The following is a 23,767-nucleotide window of genomic DNA, read 5'->3' on the forward strand; positions in this document are numbered from 1 at the left end:
CACCGCAGCGGCAGCCACCGGCGTGGCGGCCACCGGGCCGAGCTCGGCGGGCAAGGGCGCAACCGCGGCAACGGGGGCCGGTGGCGACGCGTGCCGTTCGCCCGGCGCCCCGCCGAAGTAGGTGAGAAGCACATCGCGCTGGGCGGCGATCATCTCCCGGCTGGTCCTGAGGAACTCCGAGATCAGGGCGTCCCTGCCCGCGTGCTCGCCGCCACCCGTCCGATCGGTCTGGCTCACCGTCGCCTCCATGACACGTCGGGCCGGTGCCAGCGCACCGGGAAGGAGCTCACCGTCCGCGGTGCGGACCAGGTGTCCGTCGACCGTCCAGCCGGGCCGTTTCGGTGGCGGGGCGGATCCCGCCGCCACCGCGTCCCGGCCGCGGAACAGCCGGCCCGTACGCACCGGAACACCGGCCACGGCCAGCCGGGCGAGGGTGTCGAGAAAACCCCGCGGTCCGGCGGAGCCGGTACGCCGCCCCTCGCAGGCGAGGGCGAGGTGCGGACGGCCGTCGAGGATCTCCCCCACCAGCCGGGTGAGCACCGTCCCCGGACCGGCCTCCACGAAGATCCGCGCGCCCGCCTCGTACATGGCCTCGATCTGCGCCACGAAGCGGACGGGCGCGCCGATCTGGGCGGCGAGTTCGGCGCGGATGGCGTCCGGCTCCGCGCCGTGCGGGGCGGCGGTGCGGTTCGCCCAGACGGGGAACTCGGCCGCCCGCACCGGGTGGACGGCCAGCGCCTCGGCGAACCGCGCACCGGCCCCGGCCACCAGCGGGCTGTGGAAAGCGCAGGCCACCGGGATCCGTTTGACCGAGTGCCCGGCCGCCCGCAGCAGCCGCACCGCCTCCTGGATGTCCCGCTCGGGCCCGGAGATCACGGTCTGCCGTGGCGCGTTGTGGTTGGCGGTCACCACACGCTCGGCGAGCCCGGCCGCCCGCAGCACCGGCTCGACCTCGCCGGGGGTCGCGGTCACGGCCGCCATGGTGCCGGGCTCCTCCCCGGCGGCCTCGGCGGCGCCGAGGATGGCGGCCGCCCGCTCGGCGCTCAACCACGGCAGCGTACGGGGGTCGAGGGCGCCCGCGGCGCACAGCGCGACCAGTTCGCCGTAGCTGTGTCCGGCCGCCATGTCGGGCCGGACCCCGGCGGAGGTCAGCAGGGTGTACGCGGCGAGCCCGACCATGCCCAGTGCGGGCTGGGCCACCCGGGTGTCGGTGATGGCGGTGCGCTGGGCGGTCTGCCCGGCCTCGTCGAAGGCGGCCGGGGGATACAGCGCGTCGGCGTAGGCGCGTCCGTGGCGCAACTGGCGCTGGAGTTCGGGGAAGGTGACGAGGGCATCGGCGAACATCCCGGGCCGCTGGCTGCCCTGCCCGGGGAAGAGAAAGGCGACCTTGCCAGGCTCCGGCGCGTCGCCGGTCCCCTTGGCCTCTTCGGCCGGCTCCGGGGCGATGTGCAGCCCGTCCGTTCCGCGTGGCCCCGGGCCCGGCGGATCGCCCGCGAGCACCTGATGTAATCGTGCGGCCAGGTCGTCCAGGTCCGCGGCCACCACGGCCACCCGGACCGGCTCCTGCCCGGCGTCGGCCCGCCGGGAGGCGGTCAGCGCGAGGTCGCGCAGCCGCCATGGCCGTCCGGCCGTGTCATTGGCCATGAGCTGGTCGAGTGTCTCCTGGACCACCCGCAGTGCCGCCGCCCGGTCGGCCCCGCGGAAGAGGAACAGCTCGGCGGGCCAGACATCCAGCCCCTGTGCGGGTGGTGCTCCCCGGCCGTGTGCCGCCAGCACCACATGGAAGTTGGTCCCGCCGAAGCCGAACGCGCTCACCCCGGCCACCCGTTCGCCGGGCGCGGCGGCCCATGGCCGGGCCCGGGTGTGGAAGGCGAAGGGGCTGCGGTCCGCGTCCCATGCCTCGTTGGGCCGGGTCAGATGCAGTGTCGGCGGTGTGATGCCCGTGTACAGCGCCATCGCGGCCTTCACCAGTCCGGCGAGCCCCGCGGCGCATTTGGTGTGCCCGATCTGGGACTTCACCGAGCCCAGCGCACACGCCCCCGGTGCGGCCCCGGCGTCGGTGAACACCTCGCCCAGGACGGTGAGTTCGGTGCGGTCGCCGACGACCGTGCCGGTGCCGTGCGCCTCGATCAGGCCGACGTCGGCGGGCGAGAGGTGAGCATTGGCGTACGCGCGCTCCAGCGCGGCCCGCTGTCCCTCGGGGCGCGGGGCGGTCAGCCCGAGCGAGCGGCCGTCGCTGGAGGAGCCGACGCCCTTGATGACGCCGTAGACGCGGTCGCCGTCCCGTTCGGCGTCGGCCAGCCGCTTGAGGACGACACAGGCGACGCCCTCGCCGAGCGCGATTCCGTCGGCGGAGCTGTCGAAGGTGCGGGAGCGGCCCGTCGGCGAGAGGGCGTGCACCGAGGAGAAGAGCACATAGTCGTTGATGCCGTTGTGCAGATCGGCGCCGCCGCACAGTACGAGGTCGCTGGTGCCGGCGGTCAGCTCCTTGCAGGCCACGTCCACGGCGGCCAGCGATGACGCGCATGCCGCGTCCACGGTGTAGTTGGCGCCGCCGAGGTCGAGCCGGTTGGCGATCCGCCCGGAGATGACGTTGGCGAGCATGCCGGGGAAGGAGTCCTCGGTGAGCCGGGGCAACTGATCCGCCACGTCCCTCGGCACCTCGCGGACATAGCGCGGCAGGACGGCGCGGAGCGTCTGGGCGTTGGACAGATCGCTGCCCGCCTCGGCGCCGAACACCACGGAGGTGCGGGAGCGGTCGAAGGTCCGGCCACCGTCATCGGGGGCGCCGTATCCGGCGTCGTCCAGGGCCCGGCGGGCGGCCTCCAGGGCCAGCAGTTGAACAGGTTCGATGCTGCCGAGCGAGGCCGGGGGGATGCCGTAGCGCAGCGGGTCGAAGGGGACAGGGGGCAGGAAGCCGCCCCATTTGGAGGCGGAGGCGCCGTCCTTGTCGCCCGTGTAGTGGACGGCGGGGTCCCAGCGCTCGGCGGGCACTTCGGTGACGGCGTCCACACCGCCCACCACATTGGCCCAGAACGAGGCGAGGTCGGGCGCCTGCGGAAACATGCACGCCATGCCGACCACGGCCACGTCCAGCGGCGCGGGCGCCTCGGCCGCCGCTGGGGCCGAGGCCACGCCCAGGCGCTCGCACACCGCCTCGGCGCGTGCGGTGAGGAAGTCGGCGGCGCCGGGGCCGACCGCATGGTGCAGGGCGCCGATCGTGGTGGTGGCCGAGCGCAGCACGGCCACCTGTCCGGCCATGAACATCCCGTCGCTGAGCTGGTGTTCCTCGTCCACCGAAGTCAACGCGCCATCGGACCCGCGGTCCGTGCCCTTGCTGGCGATCCTCAGCCGTCCCACGTTCAGCCGCTCCAGCCGCTCCCAGACCTCCCGGTCCGGGAGGCCCTCGTTCCGCAGCCGCTCCTTGACGGTGTCGAAGCTCTCGGTGAAGGGGCTGGGCACGCAGCGTGTGGCATGGCCGGGGGCGGTCTCCAGCAGCACGGTGTGCTCGGCGGCCACCACATGGCGCTGGAAGAGTGGCTGTACGGCGCCGTGTGCCACCGCCTCCTCGGTGAAGAGATACGCGGTGCCCATCAGCGAGCCGACCGCGACGCCGCGCCGGGTGAGCGGTGCGGCGAGCGCGGCCACCATCGCGGCGGAGCGTTCGTCATGCACTCCCCCGGCGAAGAGGATCTCGATACCCGCGCCGTCGGTCCCGTCGGTGCTGTCGGCCGCGTCGGTCCCGTGGGTGCCGTGGGTGCCGTGGGTGTTCGCCGTATGACGCGGGTCGTGCGCGGTGTCGTCGAGGAAGTCCTCGACAACGGCGATCTGGGCCTCCCATAGCGGGAAGCTGTTGCGCGGCCCCACGTGGCCGCCGCATTCGGAGCCCTCGAAGACGAACCGCCGGGCCCCGGCCTGGAGGAACTGGCGCAGCAGCCCCGGCGAGGGCACATGCAGATAGGTGGCGATGCCGTCCCGCTCCAGCGCCTTGGCCTGGGAGGGCCGTCCGCCCGCGATGATGGCGTGGCTGGGGCGGATCTCCCGTACGGCCTCGAGCTGGGCGTTCCTGACCTCATCGGGTGCGAAGCCGAGGACCCCGACGCCCCAGGGGCGGCCGTCCAGCGCGGCCGCGGCCTCCTCCAGCATGGTGCGCGCCTGCTCACGTCCGGCCAGGGCGAGCGCGATGAACGGCAGCGCTCCCCCGGCGGCGACGGCGGAGGCGAACGCGCCCTGGTCGCTGACCCGGGTCATCGGGCCCTGTGCGATGGGCAGCCGGGTGCCGAGGCGGGTGCTCAGCGGGGCGCCGGGGAGCAGCGCGGAGATGGCGGAGCCGTTCCGTACGGCCTCGTGCGCGGCCTCCCGGATGGCGTCGGTGATGCCCCGGACCGTGCGGCCCACATTCCGCCATCGCTCGGCGAACCGGGCTGCCAGGAAGCCGTCCTGACCCACCGTCAGATTTGGCTCGATGTGCTGCTTGGCGCGCCCCCTGCGCCGCAGGACGCGGTGCCCGTCGAGGACCGTGGTCTCGGAGCCGTCCATGGAGCGGATGACGCCGGCCCGGTCCTCCGGGAGCCCCAATTCGGCGAGCAGGGCGAGTTGGGTGTCGAGCACGACCCCGGCCGCGCCGCCGAGTACGGACGCCGCGGCGGTGTGTGGGCCGATGCCGCCGCAGGCCCACACCGGTAAGGGCACCCGGGGGTCGGCGAGGAGCCGCTGGAGCAGGACAAAGGTGCCCAACGCCCCGATCCGCCCGCCGCTCTCACTGCCCCGGGCGATCAGCCCGTGCGCTCCGGCGCGGACGGCCTCGAACGCCTCGTCCAGGTCGGTGACCTCGGCCAGCACACGGCAGCGGTCGGAGACGGCCTCCACCGGCCAGGGCGAATCCACCCCGAGCACCACCGTATGCGGACCGGGCGCGCCACCCTCCGGGCCGCCGACGGCCGGGGCGTCCGGCAGGTCCGCGGGGGTGAGGCGACAGCCCGCCGCGACCCGCACACCGTACCGTCCGTCGGCCACCCACTCGCCGATGTCCTCCCATGCCTGGAGGGCTTCCCGGCCCGTTGTTCCCAGGTCGAGAACGCCGAGACCGCCCGCGCGGCTGACCGCTGCGGCGAGTCTGGCGTCCGGTTCCCCGAAGGGAGTGATGCCGATGACAAGATCGCCGGCGTCCACGGCGGATGACATGTTTTCTCCGAAAATCGCTAGCGCAGCAGGAAAGGGAGATAATTCGGGCAACGCATGTCGAACGTATGGCACGGGAATCTCGCGCAACGGCGCGGGCTGAAATTAGCCACTTCATTACTGAAGAGTCAACAAGCAGTCGCAAGCCCGTGCCGCGACGGGCTGATTCTCGCCAGACGCGAAGACATCGGCGGCGTCGCCACCTCCTCCCCTCTGTTAAATGTTCATATACCTCAAGTGAAAGAGATCGCTGTCGAAGGTATGCCGGGGCGCATGAGTGAACCTTGATTGCGCCTTAACCTGCGCGGACTCCGGATCCTGATTTCGCTGTCGCGAATTTCGCGTACAGGCAGGAGTGGCGGGGCGGCCCGGGCGGGCGGCCACGCCTCCCGGGTGGCCCGGGCGAGTGGCCACGCGGGCCACCCGCCCGGGCCTGGTCTCAGTCGGTCACCTCCGTCACGGACGACGCCTCCAGCAGATCCCGGACCTCGTCGGCGCCGGTCTCCCGCAACTCCTCGCCGACCAGCAGCCACCGGGTGATGCCGATGGATTCCAGGAACGGCAGATCGTGGCTGGAGACCACGAGCGCGCCCTCGTAGGAGTCCAGCGCGCTCGTCAGTTGCCGCACACTGGCCATGTCGAGGTTGTTGGTCGGCTCGTCGAGCAGCAGCAACTGCGGGGCCGGTGCGGCGAGCATGGTGGCCGCGAGGGCGGCCCGGAAACGTTCGCCACCCGAGAGGGTGCCCGCCGGCTGTTCCGCCCGCGCCCCCTTGAACAGGAAGCGCGCGAGCTGGGAGCGGATCTGGTTGTCGGTGATCCCGGGCGCCCGGCGCGCCACGTTCGCCGCCACGCTCAGCTCGTCGTCCAGCACATCCAGCCGCTGGGGGAGGAACCGCAGCGGCACAAATGCCGTGGCCTCCCCGGACAGTGGGGCGAGCTGGCCGGTGAGGGTGCGCAGCAGTGTGGTCTTGCCCGCTCCGTTGCGTCCCACCAGCGCGATGCGTTCGGGCCCCTGCACATGGAGGGTGGCGTCGCGCAGCGCACCGTACCGGGGGCGCAGTTCACTCAGGCTGAGCACGGTGCGGCCCGCGGGCACGGCGGTGTGCGGCAGGCTCACCCGGATCTCGGCGTCGTCGCGGACCGCCTCGGCCGCTTCCTCACGCCGTTCGCGCGCCTCGTGGAGGCGGTCTTCCTGGAGGTCACGGAGCTTTCCGGCGGACTCCTGCGCGGACCGCTTACGGCCACCGGCGACGATTCTCGGGGCTCGCCGCTCGACGTCCATCTTCTTGCTGTTCCGCTGACGGCGGGCCAGTTTGATGTGGGTCTCCTCCAGTTCGCGCTTTTGCCGACGCACATCCGCCTCGGCGACCCGCAGCATCCGCGCGGCCGCCTCCTGCTGGGTGGCCAGCGCCTCCCGGTAGGCGGACCAGCCGCCGCCGTACCAGGTCACCGACCCGGACCGCAGTTCGGCGATGCGGTCCACCCGCTCCAGCAGCTCACGGTCGTGGCTGACCACGACCAGCACACCGGAGCGCCAGGAGTCCACGGCGTCGTAGAGCCGCCGCCGTGCGAACAGGTCGAGGTTGTTGGTGGGTTCGTCGAGTAGCAGGACATCGGGGCGCTCCAGGAGCAGGGCGGCCAGGCGCAGCAGTACGGTCTCCCCGCCGGAGAGGTGGCCGACGGTGCGGTCCAGTTCGACGTCGCCGAGCCCGAGTGAGCCCAGTGTCGCCAGGGCCCGCTCCTCGACGTCCCAGTCGTCGCCGATCGTCTCGAAGTGGGCCTCGTCGACGTCTCCGGACTCGATGGCGCTCAGGGCGGCGCGCCGCTCGGCGATGCCCAGTGCCTGGTCGACGCGGAGGGTGGTGTCGAGGGTGATGTTCTGCGGAAGGTAGGCGAGGCTGCCGCCGACGGTCACCGACCCCTGCGCGGGACGCAGCCGGCCGGCGATCAGCCGCAGCAGGGTGGACTTGCCACTGCCATTGGTGCCGACGAGACCGGTGCGGCCCCGTCCGATGCCGAGCGAGAGCCCGTCGAAGACGCTCGTGCCGTCGGGCCACTGGAAGGACACGGCCGAGCAGGTCACGGAGGCGCTGGGGGTGGGGGTTGCTGCCATGGTGTTCTCGCATTCGCAAGCGCTGTGAAAAGGGGCTACGTATGCGAGCACCACGCGGCGACCAAGCCGGGAAAACGGGTGCGGCCCTCCGAAGGGTGAGGGACGACTGATGCACCGAGGTCGCATTCACACGGGTCACGGGCGGCGAGAAGGCCGGCTACGACGTGACGGGCTACGGCTTGTGCCGTACCGCGCGATGATCGCGAACCTCAGATACGCAACGTCCACCTCTATCGGAGACAACAGGACCCGGGAAGTGTAGCGCAGCCGTGGTGGGTGATGTCGTGTGCGCGGCCGGGCAGTGCCCCGGTGCCACCTTCCTGCCAACCTTTCCCGCGCCCCCGCTTCCGCGGCCGACCACCGTTACGATCATCACGATCACCTGCGTGACCTGGCGGCGCACCGGTTCCGAGGCGCGCTGCCCGTTTCGGATCGCATCGGATTCAAAGGGCGTGAGAAGTGAATAGCGGGTTGAGCATCGCGGCCGTGTCGGCCGTCTCCCTGGTGGCATTCCTGGGTGGTACGACGGTGGCCACGGCCCAGGAGTCCGACCCGGCGCCGAAGTCCTGTGACGGTGTCCGGCTGACCGGCGAGCTTCCCGTTCCGGCGCCCGGCCAGTCCGTCTCGGGACAGATCACCATAGGCGCCGACTGCAAGCCGGAGCCGGTCTCCGTCCAGCACGGCCCGGCATCGGCGGGCTCGGCCCGCACCGCCGCCGCCTCTGCCGCCACCGCCGGGCATAAGCTGCGTGGCTGGAACGAGATGTACGACTGCTGCAACATCCGGATGACGGGGCTGTACACCGCCTCCTCATGGGACACGGCGAACGGCCGCGTCACCACCGGCGGCACCACGGCCACCCAGGAGTGGAACCGCGAGCCGTGGGACGCCGGTTGGTCGCTCACCTCGCAGACCGCGAAGGACGACTGCGCCACCGACTGCGCCGAGGTCAACTCCGAGGCACACGCCGACTTCGCGTACCAGGGCGTCTTCGATCCGACCGGCGACTGGTACAACAACACCCACCACTCCTACGTCCAGTTGAAGGCCGACGGGACGGCGAGCTGCCGCTTCGATGTGGAGCTGCGGCACACCTTCGTGGGGTGGAACTGGCGGTACGGCTGCGAGTGACCGCACCGGCGGCGCGATAGCACAGGAGGTGGCCCGCGCCTGACGCGATCGAGGTGGCCGGGTCCCGGGCGAACACCGCCCGGGCCCCGGTCAGGCGGGGTGCGGCGTCACGATGCCCCGGCACACCCGAGCAGTATCCGGGCCAGCTCGCGCGGCTGGGAGAACATCGGCCAGTGGCCGGTGTCCATCTCGACCAGCCGCCAGTGCTCGCTCTTCAGCAGCTCGGCCACGTCGTCCGTCGGCTCGGGACCGTCGAGCAGACACTTGATGTATGTGGCGGGCAGCCCGCCGAGCGGGCGCGCCAGCACGGCCGGCTCGGACAGTGTGGCGCCCGGATGCGGCGTGCAGCCACCCACGAACCGCGCGATCTGCTCGTCGGTGAGCCCTTGGCCGTGCAAGTCGGGCTCGGCCAGGGGCGCCCAGAAGCCGCCGTTCGCGGCCATCGACTCCTCCACCATGGCCCGCCCACCGGGCCAGGCCGACAGGAACGACTCACCGTCCGCCGGAACATTGGAGTCCACGAACACCACATGGGCCAGCCGGTCGCCGATGCGCTCGGCGGCCTGACCGACCGGGATGCCCGCATAGCTGTGCCCCACCAGGACCACCTCGCGCAGATCGAGGCGCTCGATCTCACCGACGATGTCCTGGACATGGGTCTGCTGCCCGGCTTGCACACCCTGCTTCTCGGCGAGTCCGGACAGCGTGAGGGCATGGACGCCGTGCCCGGCCGCCCGCAGCTCGCGCACCACCCCGTCCCATGCCCACGACCCCAGCCACGCGCCCGCCACCAGTACGAATTCTGTCATGGCGGCAAGGTAGCGCGGGGGTGTGAGAACGGCCCCGGCCGTTCGGGTACAGCCTCCGACGACCTCGGCTCAACGGGCTTCGAAAGGCATACGGGCCCCGCTCACGGCTGAACTCCACACTCGCCACTGACCGTAATTAATTGTCGTCTCAAGGGAGTTCCTGCCCGATACCTTTACCCGCACCCACGCGCTCCACCACTATGGGCACCCGTCTCACTGCCGGTGACGCGAGGAGTCGCGAGGGTGACCGACCAGCACGGAACCGAGCCCGATGCCACCGCCGGGCAGCGGCCGTACGCCCAACTGTCCGACGCGGAACTCACCGAGCGGATCCGCTCCGGGGCGCCCACCGCCCTCCCGGCCACGCAGCAACTGCGGGAGCGCCACCTGTCGGCGGTGCTGTCCTACGCCCGGCTCTGCGCCAGGACCCGGAGCGACGCCGACCAGCTCGCCGATCTGTCCTTCGGCCTCGCCGCGCAGGAGACCTGTCGCGGTATCGACCCGTGGGGACCCTGGCGGCACCATCTGCTGCTGCTCGTCCAGCGGGTGGCCGCCACCTGGGCGGAGGGCAACCGGGCGGAGAGGCTGGACCCCACGTTCGCCGAGTGGCTCGGCCGCTCCGGTGTGACCGCGGACCGCGAGGCCGGACACCGGAGGCCGCGGGAGCGTTCGGCCATGCTGAGTGGCTTCCTCACTCTCTCGGCGCGCACCCGTGATGTCCTGTGGTACAGCGTGGTGGACGAGGATCCCGACACGGCGGTGGCCACCTTCGCGGGGTTGGCGCCGCACACCGTCCCCACGCTCCGGGAGACGGCACGGGGCGCCCTGCGCGAGGCGTGGCTGCGGACCCATCTGGAGCGTGGCGGCGAGCAGACCTGTCAGGGGTTCCGGGGCCTGATCGAGGCGGCGGTACGGCCGGACAACCCCCGGCGCTGCGACGATCTGGACCGCCATCTGTCCGCCTGCCCATCGTGTGCCGGGGTGTACGGCGACCTGATACGGATGGACGAGGATCCCCGGACCGTGCTCGCCGACGGGCTCCTGGGGTGGGGCGGGGCGGCCTATGTCACGGCGGGACCGGTCAGCGGTCTTCCCTCGGTGGGATCGGCGACGCCATCGCACTCGGAGCCGCGGCAGCCGGACCCGCCGCTGGTCCCCGCTCCCCCGCCGCCGCATCCCCCCGCCGAGACCGCGGAGGGCGCGATGGCCGCGGGGGTCGCGGGGGCCGCCGGAGTCACGGGCGCCGCCGGGGACACTGGCGTCGTGCCGAACGCGCCACACATGGCGAACGTGACGGTCGACGGTGAATCCGCGGGCCGGTGGCGCCGACCGGCCTGGACGGGCTCCCGGCCGCCCGCGATGACCGCGCTGATCGCGGTGGCGGCCGCGGCGGCGGTGGCCGCCACGGTCGCCGTCCTGGTGTCCGGCGGGGACGATATGACCCCGGCCGGTCGCACGAACACGCCTCCGCCCGCGTCCGCCACCGCCACCCCTTCGGCTCCTTCGGCTCAGCCGCCGACGGATCCGCCGACCCCGACGAAGCGGCCACAGCAACCGCCGAACCCCGGTGGCATGACCGAACCGGCCACGACCGCCCCCGCCACACCTCCCCCGAGCACCGCCCCGCCGCCCGGCGCCCCGATTCCGAGCGACACCTACACCGCGGTGATCAACGCCGGTTCCGGGCTCTGTCTGGACATCCGCGACCAGCGGCTGGAGAAGCGCACGGATGCCGTCCTCGCCCAATGCGCCGGGACCGACACCCAGCGGTGGCGGCTGGACTCCGAGGGGCTGCTGCACACCGAGGCCGACCCCGACCTGTGCCTTGACTCGCGTGGCGACACCGACCGGGGTGTCGGCATCTGGCCGTGTTCCTCCGCCGACGGCGACAACGGCGAGAACCTGCGTTTCGTGGTCGACCGCCAGGGGTTGATACGCCCGCATATCGCACCGGACTTCGCCGTCACCCCGGACGGCGACGACCCCGACAGCCAGGTCGAGCTGCGCTCGGCCGACGACCGGAACGACCAGCGGTGGACCACCGGCCACGCCGACGCCTCGGCCGATGTGTCGGTGTCCGGGCCCGCCCCGGCACGGTGACCATCACCGGCCTCCGCATCGCCGCCCTCGGACCACGGTGCTCCCGGCCTGCGTGGCGCGGCGGAAGAGGGCTGTCCACAGGAACGGCTCCCCGAAAAGCGGGGAGTCGGATGATTCGTCGTGCATGCGGCGCAGCTCGATCTCGGTCAGCTCGGAGAAGATCCAGCGCAGGGACTCGGGTGTATAGGCGAGGCCACCGTGGAGCGCGGACTGGCGGTAGAAGGCCGCGTCGGGGAGTTCGGAGCCCATCGCGCCCGCGGCGAAGCAGGTGAGGGCGAGATGGCCGCCGGGGGCCAGGACGCGCTCGAGGAGGGCGAGGTAGCTGATCCGGCGGTGCGGTGGCAGATGGTGGAAGCAGCCGGAGTCGCAGATCAGATCGTACGGCCCGGCAAGCTCACCCGCGGTGGACGCGAAGGCGTCGCCGCAGTGGAACCGGATCCCGGCTCCGGCCTCACGGGCGCGTTCCGTGGCCCAGGCGATGGCCGTGGGCGAGAGGTCGACGGCGTCCACCGTGAAGCCCCGGGAGGCGAGATGGAGGGCGTTGCGGCCGGGCCCGCACCCCAGGTCGAGGGCCCGGCCCGGGGCGACCAGGCCACGGTCGAGATATGACACCAGATGCTCGTCGGGCTTCGCCGCGAAGAACGGCACGGGCTTGGCGCGGTCCGCGTAGAAACCGTCCCACCACGAGGCACCGTCGGCCGTCCAGCGGTCGGCCTCCGGTGCGAAGAGGCCGTCCAGGAGTCTCATGACGTCGTCCACCGTGCGGATGTTCCGGTCCACGCGCTCCCCTTCCCGAGGGGGAAAACATAGGCGCGGACCCGGCGTAACGCCAGGTCAGGCTCCGCACCGCAAGGGCGCTGGTGGCCGCCGGTGGGATGGCGGACGAGGGGGCGGACGTGTGCTCCGTGGCCGTGGGAAGCGGCCGTCCGCGCATCCGTGGAAGGCCGCCGAGGGGCCGGGGAAACCGGCCCCTCGGTGCCTTTCTCATCGTTGTCCCGGCCGGTCAGCAGGTCAGCAGGTCAGCCGACGTCCAAGCCGAAGAAGGTGATGGCCCGCGCGGCCATACCGGCGGCCGGGAGGGAGTGTCCCGTGCCCTGAACGCTGATCGCCTCGACGGGCGCCTGGTTGCCCGTGGCCCCGTAGCGGGTGCGGGTCCAGGTGGGCTGTGGACGGTCGATGAGGACGGGGGTCTGGCTCACCCCGAGCACATTGGTCCACTGCTTGATCTCCTCGCCGAAGTTCGGATAGCGCAGGGTGCCGTCATCGGTGCCGTGCCACAACTGCACCCTAGGCCGGGCGCCCTGGTATCCGGGGTAGGCGCCGCGCGCGAGATCGCCCCACGCCTGCGGCGTCTTGGTGATGGTGCCGTTGGCGCAGGCGCTGTTCCGGCCGGATCCGTCGGTGGTGGCGAAGCAGCCGAACGGCACCCCCGCGAACGCCGCGCCCGCCTTGAACACATCCGGGTAGTCGCCCAGCAGGACGTTGGTCATCATGGCGCCCGATGAGGCGCCGGTGACATAGACGCGGTTGGGGTCGGCGTTGTGGCGCTGCTGGGCGTAGCGGACCATCGAGCAGTAGTGCACCGCCACGAGGACGGCGGGCCGTGCCGCGACGTTGTTCGGCACATACTCGTTACGACTGAACGGCGATCCGCCGGTGGAAGCAGACCCGGTGCTGCCCGGGGCCGTCGTAGTCGCTGTGCACAGGAAGGCCGTCGATCTCCCGATCGCCCGGTTCGACGGTGAACCCCATGGCTCGGTGGAAGGCCACGGATCCGGTGTTCGCGGGCGAGGTGATGGCGCGCACCTCCCGGCGGCCCGCCTCGGCGGCGCGCTGGAAGAAGGCCGTGTAGAGCCTGCCGCCCACGCCCTGTCCGCGCAGTTGGGGGTCGACCCCGACGAAGTGGATGTACGCCTCGGCGTCGTTGTCCGCGGCGTGGAAGCCCACGAGGAACGCCCTGATCCCGTCCCCGTCTCCGTCCTCCAGCACCAGGCTGGTGCCGGAGAAGAACTGGAGAAACAGCCTGGGCACCAGCAGCGACAGCTCGCGCGCCTGCTCAGGGGTGCGTGAGTCGCCCCACCAGCTCCGCACGCACTCGACGATGGTCCCGTGGTCGGAGACATGGGCCCGGCGCAGTGTCATCTCGCTCATATCGCACCAGGCTAGTCGGGCCGGTCCCGAGCGGGCTGAACAGGGCTTCCGCGACTGCTCGTGCACAGGCGCGTGGTCGGCGCGAGCGGCCGTCTTCCTCTCAGCACCGCGCCGGATCGGTGCGGATCGGTGCGGCGCGGTGCTGAGGGCCGGAAGAGCGGCGGACGTCAGAGGGCCGTCATGACGTGCTTGACGCGGGTGTAGTCCTCGAAGCCGTACGCGGAGAGGTCCTTGCCGTAGCCGGACTTCTTGTAGCCGCCGTGCGGCATCTCGGCGGCGAGGATCATATGGGTGTTGATCCAGACGCAGCCGAAGTCCAGGGCCTTGGACATCCGCATCGCGCGGGCGTGGTCCTTGGTCCACACCGACGAAGCCAGCGCGTACTCCACGTCGTTGGCGTACGCCACGGCCTGGGCCTCGTCGCGGAAGGGCTGGACGGTGATGACCGGGCCGAAGACCTCGTTCTGGATGATCTCGTCGTCCTGCTCGAGTCCGGAGACCACGGTGGGCGCGTAGAAGAAGCCCTTGTCGCCGACCCGGTGGCCACCCGTCTCGACCGTGGCGTGGGCGGGGAGCCGCTCGATGAAGCCGGAGACCTGGGCGAGCTGGCCCGCGTTGTTCAACGGCCCGTACAGCACCTCCTCGTCGTCGATGCCACCACCCGTCCTGGTCGCGGCGGCGGCCTTGGCGAGCGCGCTCACGAACGCGTCATGGACCGACTCGTGGACCAGGACCCGGGTGGCCGCGGTGCAGTCCTGACCGGCGTTGAAGAATCCGGCGAGCGAGATGCCCGCCACGGCCTCCGCGATATCCGCGTCCTCGAAGACCACCGCCGGGGCCTTGCCGCCGAGTTCCAGATGGACCCGCTTGATGTCCTTCGAGGCCGACGCGGCGACCTGCATGCCCGCGCGCACCGAGCCGGTGATGGCCGCCATCGCCGGGGTGGGGTGCTCGACCATCAGCCGGCCGGTCTCGCGGTCGCCGCACACCACGTTGAAGACACCGGCCGGAAGGCCCATCTCCTTGAGGATGTCGCCGATGATGCCCGCGAGCAGCACGGTGGAGGCGGGGGTGGTGTCCGACGGCTTGAGGACGACGGTGTTGCCCGCGGCGAGCGCCGGGGCGAACTTCCACACGCCCATCATCAGCGGGTAGTTCCACGGTGCGACCTGCGCGCACACCCCGATCGGCTCACGCCGGACGATCGAGGTCAGGCCCTCCATGTACTCGCCCGCCGAGCGGCCCTCCAGCATCCGGGCCGCGCCCGCGAAGAACCGGATCTGGTCGACGATCGGGGCGATCTCCTCGGTGAGGGTGAGGGCGCGCGGCTTTCCGGTGTTGCGGCACTCCGCGTCCGCGATCTCCTCGGCCCGGGCCTCGACCGCGTCCGCGATCCTCAGCAGCAGCTTCTGCCGGGTGGACGGGGTGGCGTCGCGCCAGACGGGGAAGGCCGCCGCGGCGGCGGCCATCGCGGCGTCGACGTCGGCGGCGCCCGACAGGGGCGAGGACGCGTACACCTCGCCCGTGACGGGGTCGGTGACCTCCAGGCGGCGGCCGTCGGCCGCGTCGGTGTACGCGCCGTCGATGTGGTTGCGCAGGACGAGAAGCTCGCTCATCGTTCGGTCTCCATGCTCGTGCCGGGTGCTGCGGAGAGATGTTCGTGTACGGCCAGCCAGTGGCCGGGGGTCTGACGGCGGAAGACGATGGTCTCCCGCTCGTGGGTGGTCTCCTCACCGGCCGTGGTGCTCACCGTGGTCTTCACCAGATGGGTGAACACCGCCGTTTCGCCGAGGAGTTGGACCAGTCGGTCGGTGGAGACGCAGGCCAGGACGCGGAAGCCGTCCTCCGCGACCCAGCGGTCCCACAGCGCCCGGTACTCCGCGGTGGAGTTGAGCCGTTCGGAGGTGGTGTGGAAGACGAACGTGGCATCGGGCGCGAACGCCGCGAAGTAGTCGTCGAGGCGGCCTTCGCCGAACGCCGCCACCACGGCGTCGGCGGCCTGGAGAACCTCGTCGTTCATGCGGTGATGCTCCTTGCGTGGGTGGTTCAGCCGACGCGGGCCACGGCCCGTACGGGGGCGCCGTCGGCCGCGGGGAGCCGCAGCGGCAGCAGGGAGACCTCGATGGGCTCTCCCGCCGTCTGCGCGTCGAGCAGGGGGCCGAGGCCGGTGAGGTTCTCGGCGATGACGGCGTGGGCGCCGCACAGGATCCGGTGGGCGGGAAAGTCGTCGGCGGGGGTGGGATCGACGCTCAGCGCGTCGATGCCGACGGTGCGGATCCCTGCGGCCACCAGGAGTTCGGCGGCTTCCCCGGTCAGATACGGATGGGCGAGGTAGTCCTCACCGCCCCAGTGCCGCGACCAGCCGGTGGCCACGAGCACGATGTCGCCGGCTCGCAGTCGCCCCTCGAACAGGGACGGTCGAAGCGGGGTCCGGGGCTCCGCGCCACGGGCGTCCACCACCACGGCCCGGCCCCAGAAGCGCTCCAGCGGCAGCTCATCCAGGGTGGGCAGCGCGTCGTCGATGTGGAACGGCGCGTCGACATGGGTGCCGGACTGCGACCCCAGGTCCAGGTGCAGCACGTTCACCCCGTCGGCGGCGGCGCTCAGCGCCGGGGCGATGGTCACCCGCGGATCGCCGGGGTAGACCGGCATTCCCGTGGCTACGGGTACGGACAGGTCGATCAGTCGCACGGCGGCCTCACGCCCCTTCCGCCACCGCGGTCACGGGCGCGCCGGTCTCGGCGGTGATCGGCGGCACGGGCGCGTCCGAGGCGCGGACCAGCCGCGGCCCCTCGGGCCCGTACACCTCGCGCGGCTCCGGGAAGATCCACAGCAGTGTCAGATAGAGGAGCGCGGCGGTGGCGAGACCGACCGGCAGCGAGATGTCCGCGCCGTCGGCCAGATCGCCGAGCGGGCCGACGTACTGTCCGGGGACGTTGACGAACATCAGGGCGAGCACCGCCGCGGTCAGCCAGGCGCCCATGCCACGCCAGTTCCAGCCGTGGTGGAACCAGTAACGGCCGCCGCGCTGGCGCCGGTTGAACACCTGGAGCGAATCGGGGTCGTACCAGCCGCGCCGGGTCACATAGCCGAGCACCATGATGATCATCCACGGGGCGGTGCAGGTGATGATCAGGGTGGCGAAGGTGGAGATGGACTGGGACAGATTGGCGGCGAACCGGCCGAGGAAGATGAACCCGATCGAGAGCACCCCGACGAACAGCGTGGCCTGCACCCGGCTGAACCGGGTGAACACGCTGGAGAAGTCCAGGCCGGTGCCGTAGAGCGAGGTGGTGCCGGTGGACAGGCCGCCGATGAGCGCGAGCAGGCACACCGGCAGGAAGTACCAGCCGGGCGAGATGGCCAGCAGCCCGCCGACGTAGTTCGGCGCGTCCGCGTCCATGTACGGCGCGGCCTTCTTGGCGATGATCGAGGCGGTGGCCAGGCCGAAGAAGAACGGCAGGATGGTGGCGATCTGGGAGGCGAACGCCGCCGTGACGACCTTCCGGCGCGGGGTGTCGGCGGGGATATAGCGCGCCCAGTCGCCGAGGAAGGCGCCGAAGGACACCGGGTTGGACAGCACGATCAGCGCCGAGCCGATGAACGCGGGCCAGAATCCGGCCGTGGACACCGAGGCGAACGAACCCTGGTAGCCGGGGTCGAAGTCCCCGACGAAGGCGAAGAAGCCGAGGACGAACAGCGTCGAGGCCGCCACCACCGCGATCTTGTTGACGAAGAGCATGAACCGGAAGCCGTATACGCACACCGTCAGCACCAGCAGCCCGAAGATGCCGTACGCGAGGGCGAACACCCCGTCGTTCTGCTCCACGCCCATCAGCCGGTGGGCGCCGCCGACCAGCGCGTCGCCGGAGGACCACACCGAGATGGAGAAGAACGCGATGGCGGTGAGCAGCGACAGGAAGGAGCCGACGATCCGCCCATGGACCCCCAGGTGCGCCGAGGAGGAGACCGCGTTGTTGGTGCCGTTGCGCGGGCCGAACACCGCGAGCGGGGCGAGGATCAGGGAGCCGCCCACCACGCCGAGCACGGTCGCCGCCAGGCCCTGCCGGAAGGAGAGTCCGAAGAGGATCGGAAAGGCGCCGAGCACACAGGTGGCGAAGGTGTTGGCGCCACCGAACGCGACGCGGAACAGGTCGAAGGGGGTCGCGCTGCGGTCCGCGTCGGGGATGCGCTCGACCCCGTAGCTCTCGACCTCGGTCAGTGCCGGGGAATCACTCATCCGTCTCCTCCCGCTTCCCCTGGAGCGCGAGCAGGCTGATCAGGTCGTAGGCGACGTGGGAGGCCGCGACGGAGGTGATCTCGGCGTGGTCGTAGGCGGGCGCCACCTCCACCACATCGGCGCCGACCAGTCGGCAGCCGGCCAGTCCGCGCAGGATCTCCAGGAGTTCGCGCGAGGTCAGGCCGCCCGCCTCCGGGGTGCCGGTGCCGGGGGCGTGGGCCGGGTCGAGGCAGTCGATGTCGATGGAGATGTACAGCGGCCGGTCGCCGATGCGCTGGCGCAACTGGTCGGCCACCTCGTCGGCGCCGCGCCGGTAGACATCGGCCGAGGTGACGATGCCGAAGCCCAGCTTCTCGTCCTCGGTGAGGTCCTGCTTGCCGTACAGCGGGCCGCGGGTGCCGACGTGCGAGAGGGCGGAGGTGTCGACGACGCCCTCCTCCACGGCCCGGCGGAACGGGGTGCCGTGGGTGTGCTCGGCGCCGAAGTAGGTGTCCCAGGTGTCCAGGTGCGCGTCGAAGTGGAGCACCGCGACCGGGCCGTGCCTCGTCGCGGCGGCGCGCAGCAGCGGGAGCGCGATGGTGTGGTCGCCGCCGATGGTGACCAGACGGGTGCCGTCGGCCTGAAGGCCGTTCGCGGCGTCCTGGATGGTCTCGATGGCCTCGCCGATGTCGAAGGGGTTGACGGCGATGTCACCGGCGTCGGCCACCTGCTGGGTGGCGAACGGCGACACATCGAGGCCCGGGTGGTAGGGGCGCAGCAGCCGGCTGGCCTCGCGGACCGCGGCGGGTCCGAAGCGGGCGCCGGGGCGGTAGGAGACACCGCCGTCGAACGGGACACCCACCACGGCCACGTCGGCGCCGGACACCTCGTCGAGGCGGGGCAGCCTGGCGAAGGTGGCCGGGCCGGCGAAGCGCGGGACCCGGGAGGAGTCGACGGGTCCTCGGGGTTCGGTCATGGTTCTCGCAGTCCCTTCATCACGTGCGCCGGTGGGGTCCGGTCGGGCGAGTCTGCACAGCGGAGGAACCGCGCGACAATCGTTGCTGAGACAAAGAGTTAGGCTCAATTTGTGGTGAACAACAAAGAGCAGGGTGTGACGGTCGACGATCTGCTGTCGTATCCGGCCCTCCAGCTACGTCTGATCGCGGGTGGCGCCGGGCTGCACCGCTCGGTGTCCTGGGCCCATGTGAGCGAGCTGGACGACCCCACACCGTGGCTGCTCGGCTCCGAAATGATCATGACGACGGGGATAGCGATGCCCCGTTCGGCGGCCGGACAGCGCGGCTATCTGGAGCGGCTCGACGACGCCGGGGTGGCCGCTCTGGCCGTCTCCGCCCAGTTGCGGATGCCCCCGCTGCGCCGGGCGTTCTTCGACGCCGCCGAGGAGCGGGGCATGCCGGTCCTGGAGATCCCGCTGGCCGTGCCGTTCATGGCGGTGGCGCAGGAGGTGGCCGCCGCCGTCCAGGAGGACGCCCGCCACCGGCTCGGCGCCCAGCTCCAGGTGTTCGGCGCGCTGCGCTGGCTGACGTCGGAGAATCTGGACACCGCCACGCTCTTCGGCCGGCTGGAGAAGCTGTCCGGTTACGACATCTATCTGTGCACCCCGCAGGGCCGGCCGCTGCTGCCCGGTGTGCCCGCGCCCGACACCTCGGTGATCCCCGGCTCGGCGGACGCACCGCCGACCATTCCCGGCGGCTTCGCCCTCCCGGTCCCCTCCCCCGGTGGCCCGGCGGGTTTCCTCATCGCCTTCGAACGGGAGGGTGCCCGCCCGGCGGGGCTCGCCGTGGTGCAGCACATCGCCACGGTGGCCGCCCTCCAGGTGGCCATGGTCCGTACCGAACGGGAGACGCTGCGCCGCGAGGGCGCGGAGATCCTCGCCGAGCTGCTCCAGGGCGCGCTCGAACCCGCGGTGGCGCGGCGCCATCTGCTGCGCCACTCCATCGAGGGCGAGACCGTGCTGGCGGTGGTCCGGGGTGTCACCGAGGACGCCGTGCTGCGGGCGCTGGAGGATCAGCCGTGTCTGCTGCTCAAGCGCGGTGAGGACCGCTATCTGCTCGGCTCGCCCGGCCTGGGTGAGGCGGTGGAGTCGCTGTCCGGTGTGGCCGCCGGGATGAGCCGCCCGTTCAGCCCGGGCACCCCGCTGCGGATCGCCCAGCGCGAGGCGCTGTGGGCGGCCTCCCACGCCGTCGCGTCCGGCCGGGCCCTCGTACGGTACGGCGACGATGTCACCGGCCGCTGGCTGCCCGACGACCCGGCCGCCCTCACCGACCTGGTCGAGCATGTGCTGGGCGAGGCGCAGCGCTACGACGCGGGGCATGGCTCACGGCTGCTGCCGTCGGTGCGCACCTGGATGGAGCGCGACCGCCGTACGGACGAGGCGGCAGCGGCGCTCCATGTGCACCCCAATACGCTGGCCTACCGGCTGCGCCGCTTCAGCGAGCTGACCGGCCGCGATCTGTCCAGCACCGGCGCGTTCGCCGAGGTCTGGCTGGCGATCCGGGCCGCGGGACAGCTCGGCCTGCTCGACTGAGCGCTCCGGCCCTTTCATCCGCTCAGTGGGGCTGAGCACCCCGGCCCCGCCATCCGCTCAGTGGGGGCGCCGGCCCCAGCAGGTGATGAGCGGGGCGGTGGTGACGTCCATCGCCTCGCCGCGCAGATGGTCCAGATGGCGCTCGATGTCCTCCTCGGTGGCCAGCTCGCCCGCCACCAGCCGCCCGCGGAGCTGACGCACGGTGGCCGCCTCCAGCTCCCGGCAGGCCGGGGAGGTCAGCGGGAAGCAGCCCTCGGCGCGGACGTCGTGCAGCCCGGCGCCGCGCAGCAGGGCGGGCAGGGTGCGGCCGAAGGCGAGGTCCACACCGCGCTCGGCGAGCAGTGCGCGGAATCCGCGGCGGATCCGGTTGGCCAGCTCCTCGGCCGAGCCGCGCTCATCGGGGCAGGCGAGGGGCTGGAGCGCCGGGTCGGCGTCCTCCACCACCAGCCACCCGCCCGGCCGTACCGCCTCGGCCATCCGCCGCAGCGCCTCGGCCCGGTCGGGCAGATGCACCAGCACCAGCCGGGCGTGAACGAGGTCGAAGCCGCCGCCCGGTGGCTCATCGCGGGCCACGTCATGGCGCCGCACCTCGATCGGGGCGGCGGCCGGGCCGGACAGCTCCGTCAGCCAGGAGGTGTCGATGTCGGTCACCAGCACCTGTCCGGTGGGCCCGGTCCGCTCCGCGAGGGCGGTGGGCACCGAGGGGCCGCCCGCTCCCACCTCCCAGCAGCGCCAACCGGCGGTCAGGCCGAGCCGGTCGAGGTGGTCGAGGGTCCACGGGTCGAAGAGCTCGGCCAGCGCGTCGAAGCGCCGCCCGGCCTCGCGCTGCCGGTTGTCCAGCAGATAGCCGGTCTCGGATGTCATGCCCCCCATCCTCCCGCGCCGGCCGCCGTCAGCGTGTCCAGGGCGGTGACGGCGACATGGAGCTGGGTGCGCTGCGCACCGGACTCCAGGTCGCGGCCGAGGAGCCGTTCGATGGTGTGCAGCCGCTGGTAGAACGCCTGGCGGGAGAGGCCGATCTGTTCGGCGGCGATGGACTTGTCGCCCGCGGCGAGGTAGTGGCGCAGCGTGCTCAGCAGATCGCCCGCATGCCGCTCGTCGTACTCGATCAGCCTGCCCAACTGGTGCTCGACGTACTTCTGCACCCGGATGTCGTCGCGGAGCGCGTACAGCAGCTCGGGCAGTCCGATGTCGGAGGGCACATGGAAGGGCCGGTGCGGGGTGCCGGGGCCGATGGCGTCCACGACCTCCTCGGCCTCCCGGAACGCCCGGGCCACCTGGTCGATCTCCGTCGCTCCCGGTCCGACGGCCACCACCGCCGGCTCGCCGAGTGTCTCCTCGGTGAGCCGGCTGACCCGCTCCACCACCGGCTGCCAGGCGCTGGCCCGGGCCAGTGCGAGCAGCACCCCGGTGCGGTCCGGGGAGAGCCGGCTACCGCGGCCGCGCCGAGGCCCGCATCCGCGCCGAGGCCCTCGGCATACCCGTCGTCGGCCACCGCCTCATCGCCCTCGCCATCGGCCACCACGGCGCCGCCGCCGACGAGGCGGGCCTGGACGACCGGCTCGCCGACGCCCTGCGGGACTCCGGCATCCGGGCCCTGGTGGGGCCCGGCCCGGCCACGGTAGGAGGCCCGCCGTGGCGGGGCTCCTGACCACGGTCGGGTGTCCGCCCGGTGCCGCGCGGACACCCGGTGCCGGGCGGCGGTGTGCACCGGCGGCTGGCGCGCCCCCCGCGCGCGCCAGTCACCGGCTCACCGCTCGGCGCGGACCACCGGGAGGTCCAGCACCGAGGCCCCGTGCACGGTGATGCGCACGGGCGTGAGGGTGGTCGCGTCGAGCGCCGGCTCGCCGCTTCCGGTGTTGCGGGCGTAACGGGGGTGGGCGCCGCCGCTGATCTGGAGCCGGACCCGGTGACCGGGAAGGAAGCGGTGGGCGGTGGAGCTCATCGGCACGGTGATCTCCACCGGCTGCCCCGGCCCGGTCGGCAGCCGCATCAGCCCGTCGCACACATTGACCGAACGGCCCTGTTCGTCGACGTCGCACAGGCGGGCGAAGACATCGGCGTATCCGGTGTCGGTGGAGATCCGCAGCCGGGCCGCGACCTGGCCGAGGACGTCCATGGGCTCGTCCATCGGTTCGCCGGTGAACGTCAGCACATCGGGGCGCTTCTCGAGATCGGCGTTGTCACGGCTCCCGGAGCTGGGCGAGAGCAGCGGCCCGCCGATGGACGGGGTGGGGTCGGCCGGGTCGTAGCGGAAGGAGGCCAGTGAGGCGGACGCCTCGGGCGACTGCCGGATGAGCCGCCCGCCCTCCGCGGGGTACCACGGGTCGGTGTCCGGGGACGGCGGCCAGTCGTCGAGGTCCCGCCACTCCTCCTGGCCGCCGATGTGCACCCGCACCCGGGCCGGGCGCAGCCCCGAGGGGTCGCCGCACAGATGCGCGCGCAGCCAGGCGAGGCTTTCGGCGAAGACCTCCGGCCAGCCCCGCTGGAGCGCGGTGGCGTGGGTCCACGGGCCGACGAGCAGGGAGGTGTCGCAGCCGGACCGGCGCAGCCTGCCGTACTGCTCGAAGGTCTGGTCCACCAGCGCGTCCTGCCACCCGCTGATCAGGCAGGTGGGGACGTGCAGGCCATCGGCGGCGCCACCGGTGGACGCGCCCTTCCAGAACGGGTCACCGGCGTCCGGGTGGGACATCACGCCGTCCAGCCAGGGCAGTTCACCCCCGAGGCCACGCACATACGATCCGCGCAGCGGCAGCGCCCGTGTGATGTGCTTCAGATGGCGCCGGAGGCGCAGCGTGGCCCGTACGAAGGGGCCGAACCCCCGGTGCTGGGAGTTCATGCCGGAGCCGACGAGCAGGGCGTTCTCCAGTTGGAGCGCGCCGCCGCGGTGGAACAGGGCATGGGGGTCGTGCAGCCCGACCTGCACCACCATCGCCCGCAGCTCCGGCGGCGGGTCCAGGGCGAGCGCCCACTGCACATAGCCGAGAAAGCTGGGGCCGATGGTGCCCAGCGCGCCGTTGAACCAGGGCTGGTCCCGCAGCCACGCCACGGTGGCCTGGCCGTCGGCCGCCTCGTTGCGCCACAGGTCGAACGCGCCGCCCGAGCCACCGGTGCCGCGGCAGCTCTGTAGGACGACATGGAAGCCCTGTTCGGCGAAGAGCATCCCGTACATGGGCGACCAGGGCACTCCCCTGCCGTAGGGCGAGCGCACCAGCAGGGTGGGGAAGTCGCCCTCGGCGCGGGGGAAGTAGTGGTCCGCGCGGAGGGTGCTGCCGTCGGCGGCCGGCATCCCGAGGTCCGGCTCCCATCCGGCCTCGTACCGCTTGGCCGGAAGGCCGCGCCAGGTCGCCCGCATCATCCGCGCCGCCAGCGGCGGCCGGCCCGAAGGCGCGGCCCAGGCGGCCGCGGCCACTCCGTCGGCGGTCCCCGACCCACCATCACGCGTAGGTGTCGTCATCCCGCGTTCCCCTCCCTGCGTTCCCGTACCACGTACGAGAATAGTAGATGCTTGGATG

General features: G+C 72.3%; 17 protein-coding genes and 2 pseudogenes. 4 read left to right on the forward strand and 15 right to left on the reverse strand.

Going from position 1 to position 23,767, the window contains the following annotated elements:
* The 3 genes and pseudogenes from KN815_RS16665 to KN815_RS52155 form a co-directional block, all read right to left on the reverse strand.
* A partial coding sequence (locus tag KN815_RS16665; protein WP_216342717.1) for a type I polyketide synthase occupies positions 1-5,184 on the reverse strand: 5,184 nt, incomplete at its 3' end.
* A gap of 436 nt (positions 5,185-5,620) precedes the next feature.
* Complete coding sequence (locus KN815_RS52150; protein WP_372458377.1) at positions 5,621-6,559, reverse strand: ATP-binding cassette domain-containing protein; 939 nt, start codon at positions 6,557-6,559, stop codon at positions 5,621-5,623.
* A 123-nt stretch (positions 6,560-6,682) separates the two neighbouring features.
* A pseudogene (locus KN815_RS52155) lies at positions 6,683-7,420 on the reverse strand (ATP-binding cassette domain-containing protein); the annotation flags it as partial.
* Between the two features lie 345 nt (positions 7,421-7,765).
* Here KN815_RS52155 and KN815_RS16675 point away from each other — a divergent pair.
* Positions 7,766-8,425: a hypothetical protein gene (locus KN815_RS16675; RefSeq protein ID WP_253209021.1), complete on the forward strand. Its 660-nt coding sequence runs from the start codon at positions 7,766-7,768 to the stop codon at positions 8,423-8,425.
* Between the two features lie 107 nt (positions 8,426-8,532).
* Here KN815_RS16675 and KN815_RS16680 read toward each other — a convergent pair whose 3' ends face one another.
* Positions 8,533-9,234 (reverse strand): alpha/beta fold hydrolase, encoded by a 702-nt coding sequence (locus KN815_RS16680; protein ID WP_216342720.1) that lies wholly within the window; start codon positions 9,232-9,234, stop codon positions 8,533-8,535.
* Positions 9,235-9,477: 243 nt separating this feature from the next.
* On the opposite strand from KN815_RS16680, the gene KN815_RS16685 reads away from it, so the two are divergent.
* Entirely contained in the window at positions 9,478-11,334 is a 1,857-nt protein-coding gene (locus tag KN815_RS16685) for an RICIN domain-containing protein (RefSeq protein ID WP_216342721.1), read from the forward strand.
* 3 nt (positions 11,335-11,337) lie between these two features.
* On the opposite strand, the gene KN815_RS16690 is transcribed toward KN815_RS16685, so the two are convergent.
* The 8 genes and pseudogenes from KN815_RS16690 to speB all read right to left on the reverse strand — a co-directional run bounded on the left by KN815_RS16690 (position 11,338) and on the right by speB (position 18,680).
* Positions 11,338-12,114: a class I SAM-dependent methyltransferase gene (locus KN815_RS16690; RefSeq protein ID WP_216342722.1), complete on the reverse strand. Its 777-nt coding sequence runs from the start codon at positions 12,112-12,114 to the stop codon at positions 11,338-11,340.
* Between the two features lie 242 nt (positions 12,115-12,356).
* A pseudogene (locus tag KN815_RS16695) lies at positions 12,357-13,061 on the reverse strand (extracellular catalytic domain type 1 short-chain-length polyhydroxyalkanoate depolymerase); the annotation flags it as partial.
* Complete coding sequence (locus KN815_RS16700) at positions 12,967-13,485, reverse strand: GNAT family N-acetyltransferase (protein ID WP_216342723.1); 519 nt, start codon at positions 13,483-13,485, stop codon at positions 12,967-12,969. The gene KN815_RS16700 and the pseudogene KN815_RS16695, both read right to left, overlap by 95 nt.
* Before the next feature lie 167 nt (positions 13,486-13,652).
* Positions 13,653-15,101, reverse strand: coding sequence for a gamma-aminobutyraldehyde dehydrogenase (locus KN815_RS16705; RefSeq protein WP_216342724.1), 1,449 nt, complete (start codon positions 15,099-15,101; stop codon positions 13,653-13,655).
* Entirely contained in the window at positions 15,098-15,505 is a 408-nt protein-coding gene (locus KN815_RS16710; RefSeq protein ID WP_216342725.1) for a YybH family protein, read from the reverse strand. The genes KN815_RS16705 and KN815_RS16710 overlap by 4 nt, the downstream gene beginning before the upstream one ends.
* A gap of 26 nt (positions 15,506-15,531) precedes the next feature.
* On the reverse strand, positions 15,532-16,176 hold the full coding sequence (locus KN815_RS16715; RefSeq protein ID WP_216342726.1) for a cyclase family protein: 645 nt from the start codon (positions 16,174-16,176) through the stop codon (positions 15,532-15,534).
* A 7-nt stretch (positions 16,177-16,183) separates the two neighbouring features.
* Complete coding sequence (locus KN815_RS16720) at positions 16,184-17,725, reverse strand: purine-cytosine permease family protein (protein ID WP_216342727.1); 1,542 nt, start codon at positions 17,723-17,725, stop codon at positions 16,184-16,186.
* Positions 17,718-18,680: an agmatinase gene (speB, locus tag KN815_RS16725; protein ID WP_216342728.1), complete on the reverse strand. Its 963-nt coding sequence runs from the start codon at positions 18,678-18,680 to the stop codon at positions 17,718-17,720. Before speB ends, KN815_RS16720 begins: the two co-directional genes overlap by 8 nt.
* Before the next feature lie 111 nt (positions 18,681-18,791).
* On the opposite strand from speB, the gene KN815_RS16730 reads away from it, so the two are divergent.
* Positions 18,792-20,252: a PucR family transcriptional regulator gene (locus KN815_RS16730; RefSeq protein ID WP_253209022.1), complete on the forward strand. Its 1,461-nt coding sequence runs from the start codon at positions 18,792-18,794 to the stop codon at positions 20,250-20,252.
* Between the two features lie 57 nt (positions 20,253-20,309).
* Here KN815_RS16730 and KN815_RS16735 read toward each other — a convergent pair whose 3' ends face one another.
* Both KN815_RS16735 and KN815_RS16740 read right to left on the reverse strand, forming a co-directional pair.
* Positions 20,310-21,116 carry a class I SAM-dependent methyltransferase gene (locus KN815_RS16735; RefSeq protein ID WP_216342729.1) on the reverse strand — a complete coding sequence of 269 codons (807 nt, stop codon included), beginning with the start codon at positions 21,114-21,116 and terminating at the stop codon, positions 20,310-20,312.
* Positions 21,113-21,658, reverse strand: coding sequence for a PucR family transcriptional regulator (locus KN815_RS16740; protein WP_216342730.1), 546 nt, complete (start codon positions 21,656-21,658; stop codon positions 21,113-21,115). The genes KN815_RS16735 and KN815_RS16740 overlap by 4 nt, the downstream gene beginning before the upstream one ends.
* On the opposite strand from KN815_RS16740, the gene KN815_RS16745 reads away from it, so the two are divergent.
* Positions 21,646-21,903, forward strand: coding sequence for a hypothetical protein (locus tag KN815_RS16745; RefSeq protein ID WP_216342731.1), 258 nt, complete (start codon positions 21,646-21,648; stop codon positions 21,901-21,903). The genes KN815_RS16740 and KN815_RS16745 overlap by 13 nt on opposite strands.
* A gap of 99 nt (positions 21,904-22,002) precedes the next feature.
* Here KN815_RS16745 and KN815_RS16750 read toward each other — a convergent pair whose 3' ends face one another.
* Complete coding sequence (locus KN815_RS16750; protein WP_372458376.1) at positions 22,003-23,709, reverse strand: CocE/NonD family hydrolase; 1,707 nt, start codon at positions 23,707-23,709, stop codon at positions 22,003-22,005.
* Between the last annotated feature and the right edge of the window lie 58 nt (positions 23,710-23,767).

This window comes from Streptomyces niphimycinicus, assembly GCF_018883605.1.
GTDB lineage: Bacteria > Actinomycetota > Actinomycetes > Streptomycetales > Streptomycetaceae > Streptomyces > Streptomyces niphimycinicus.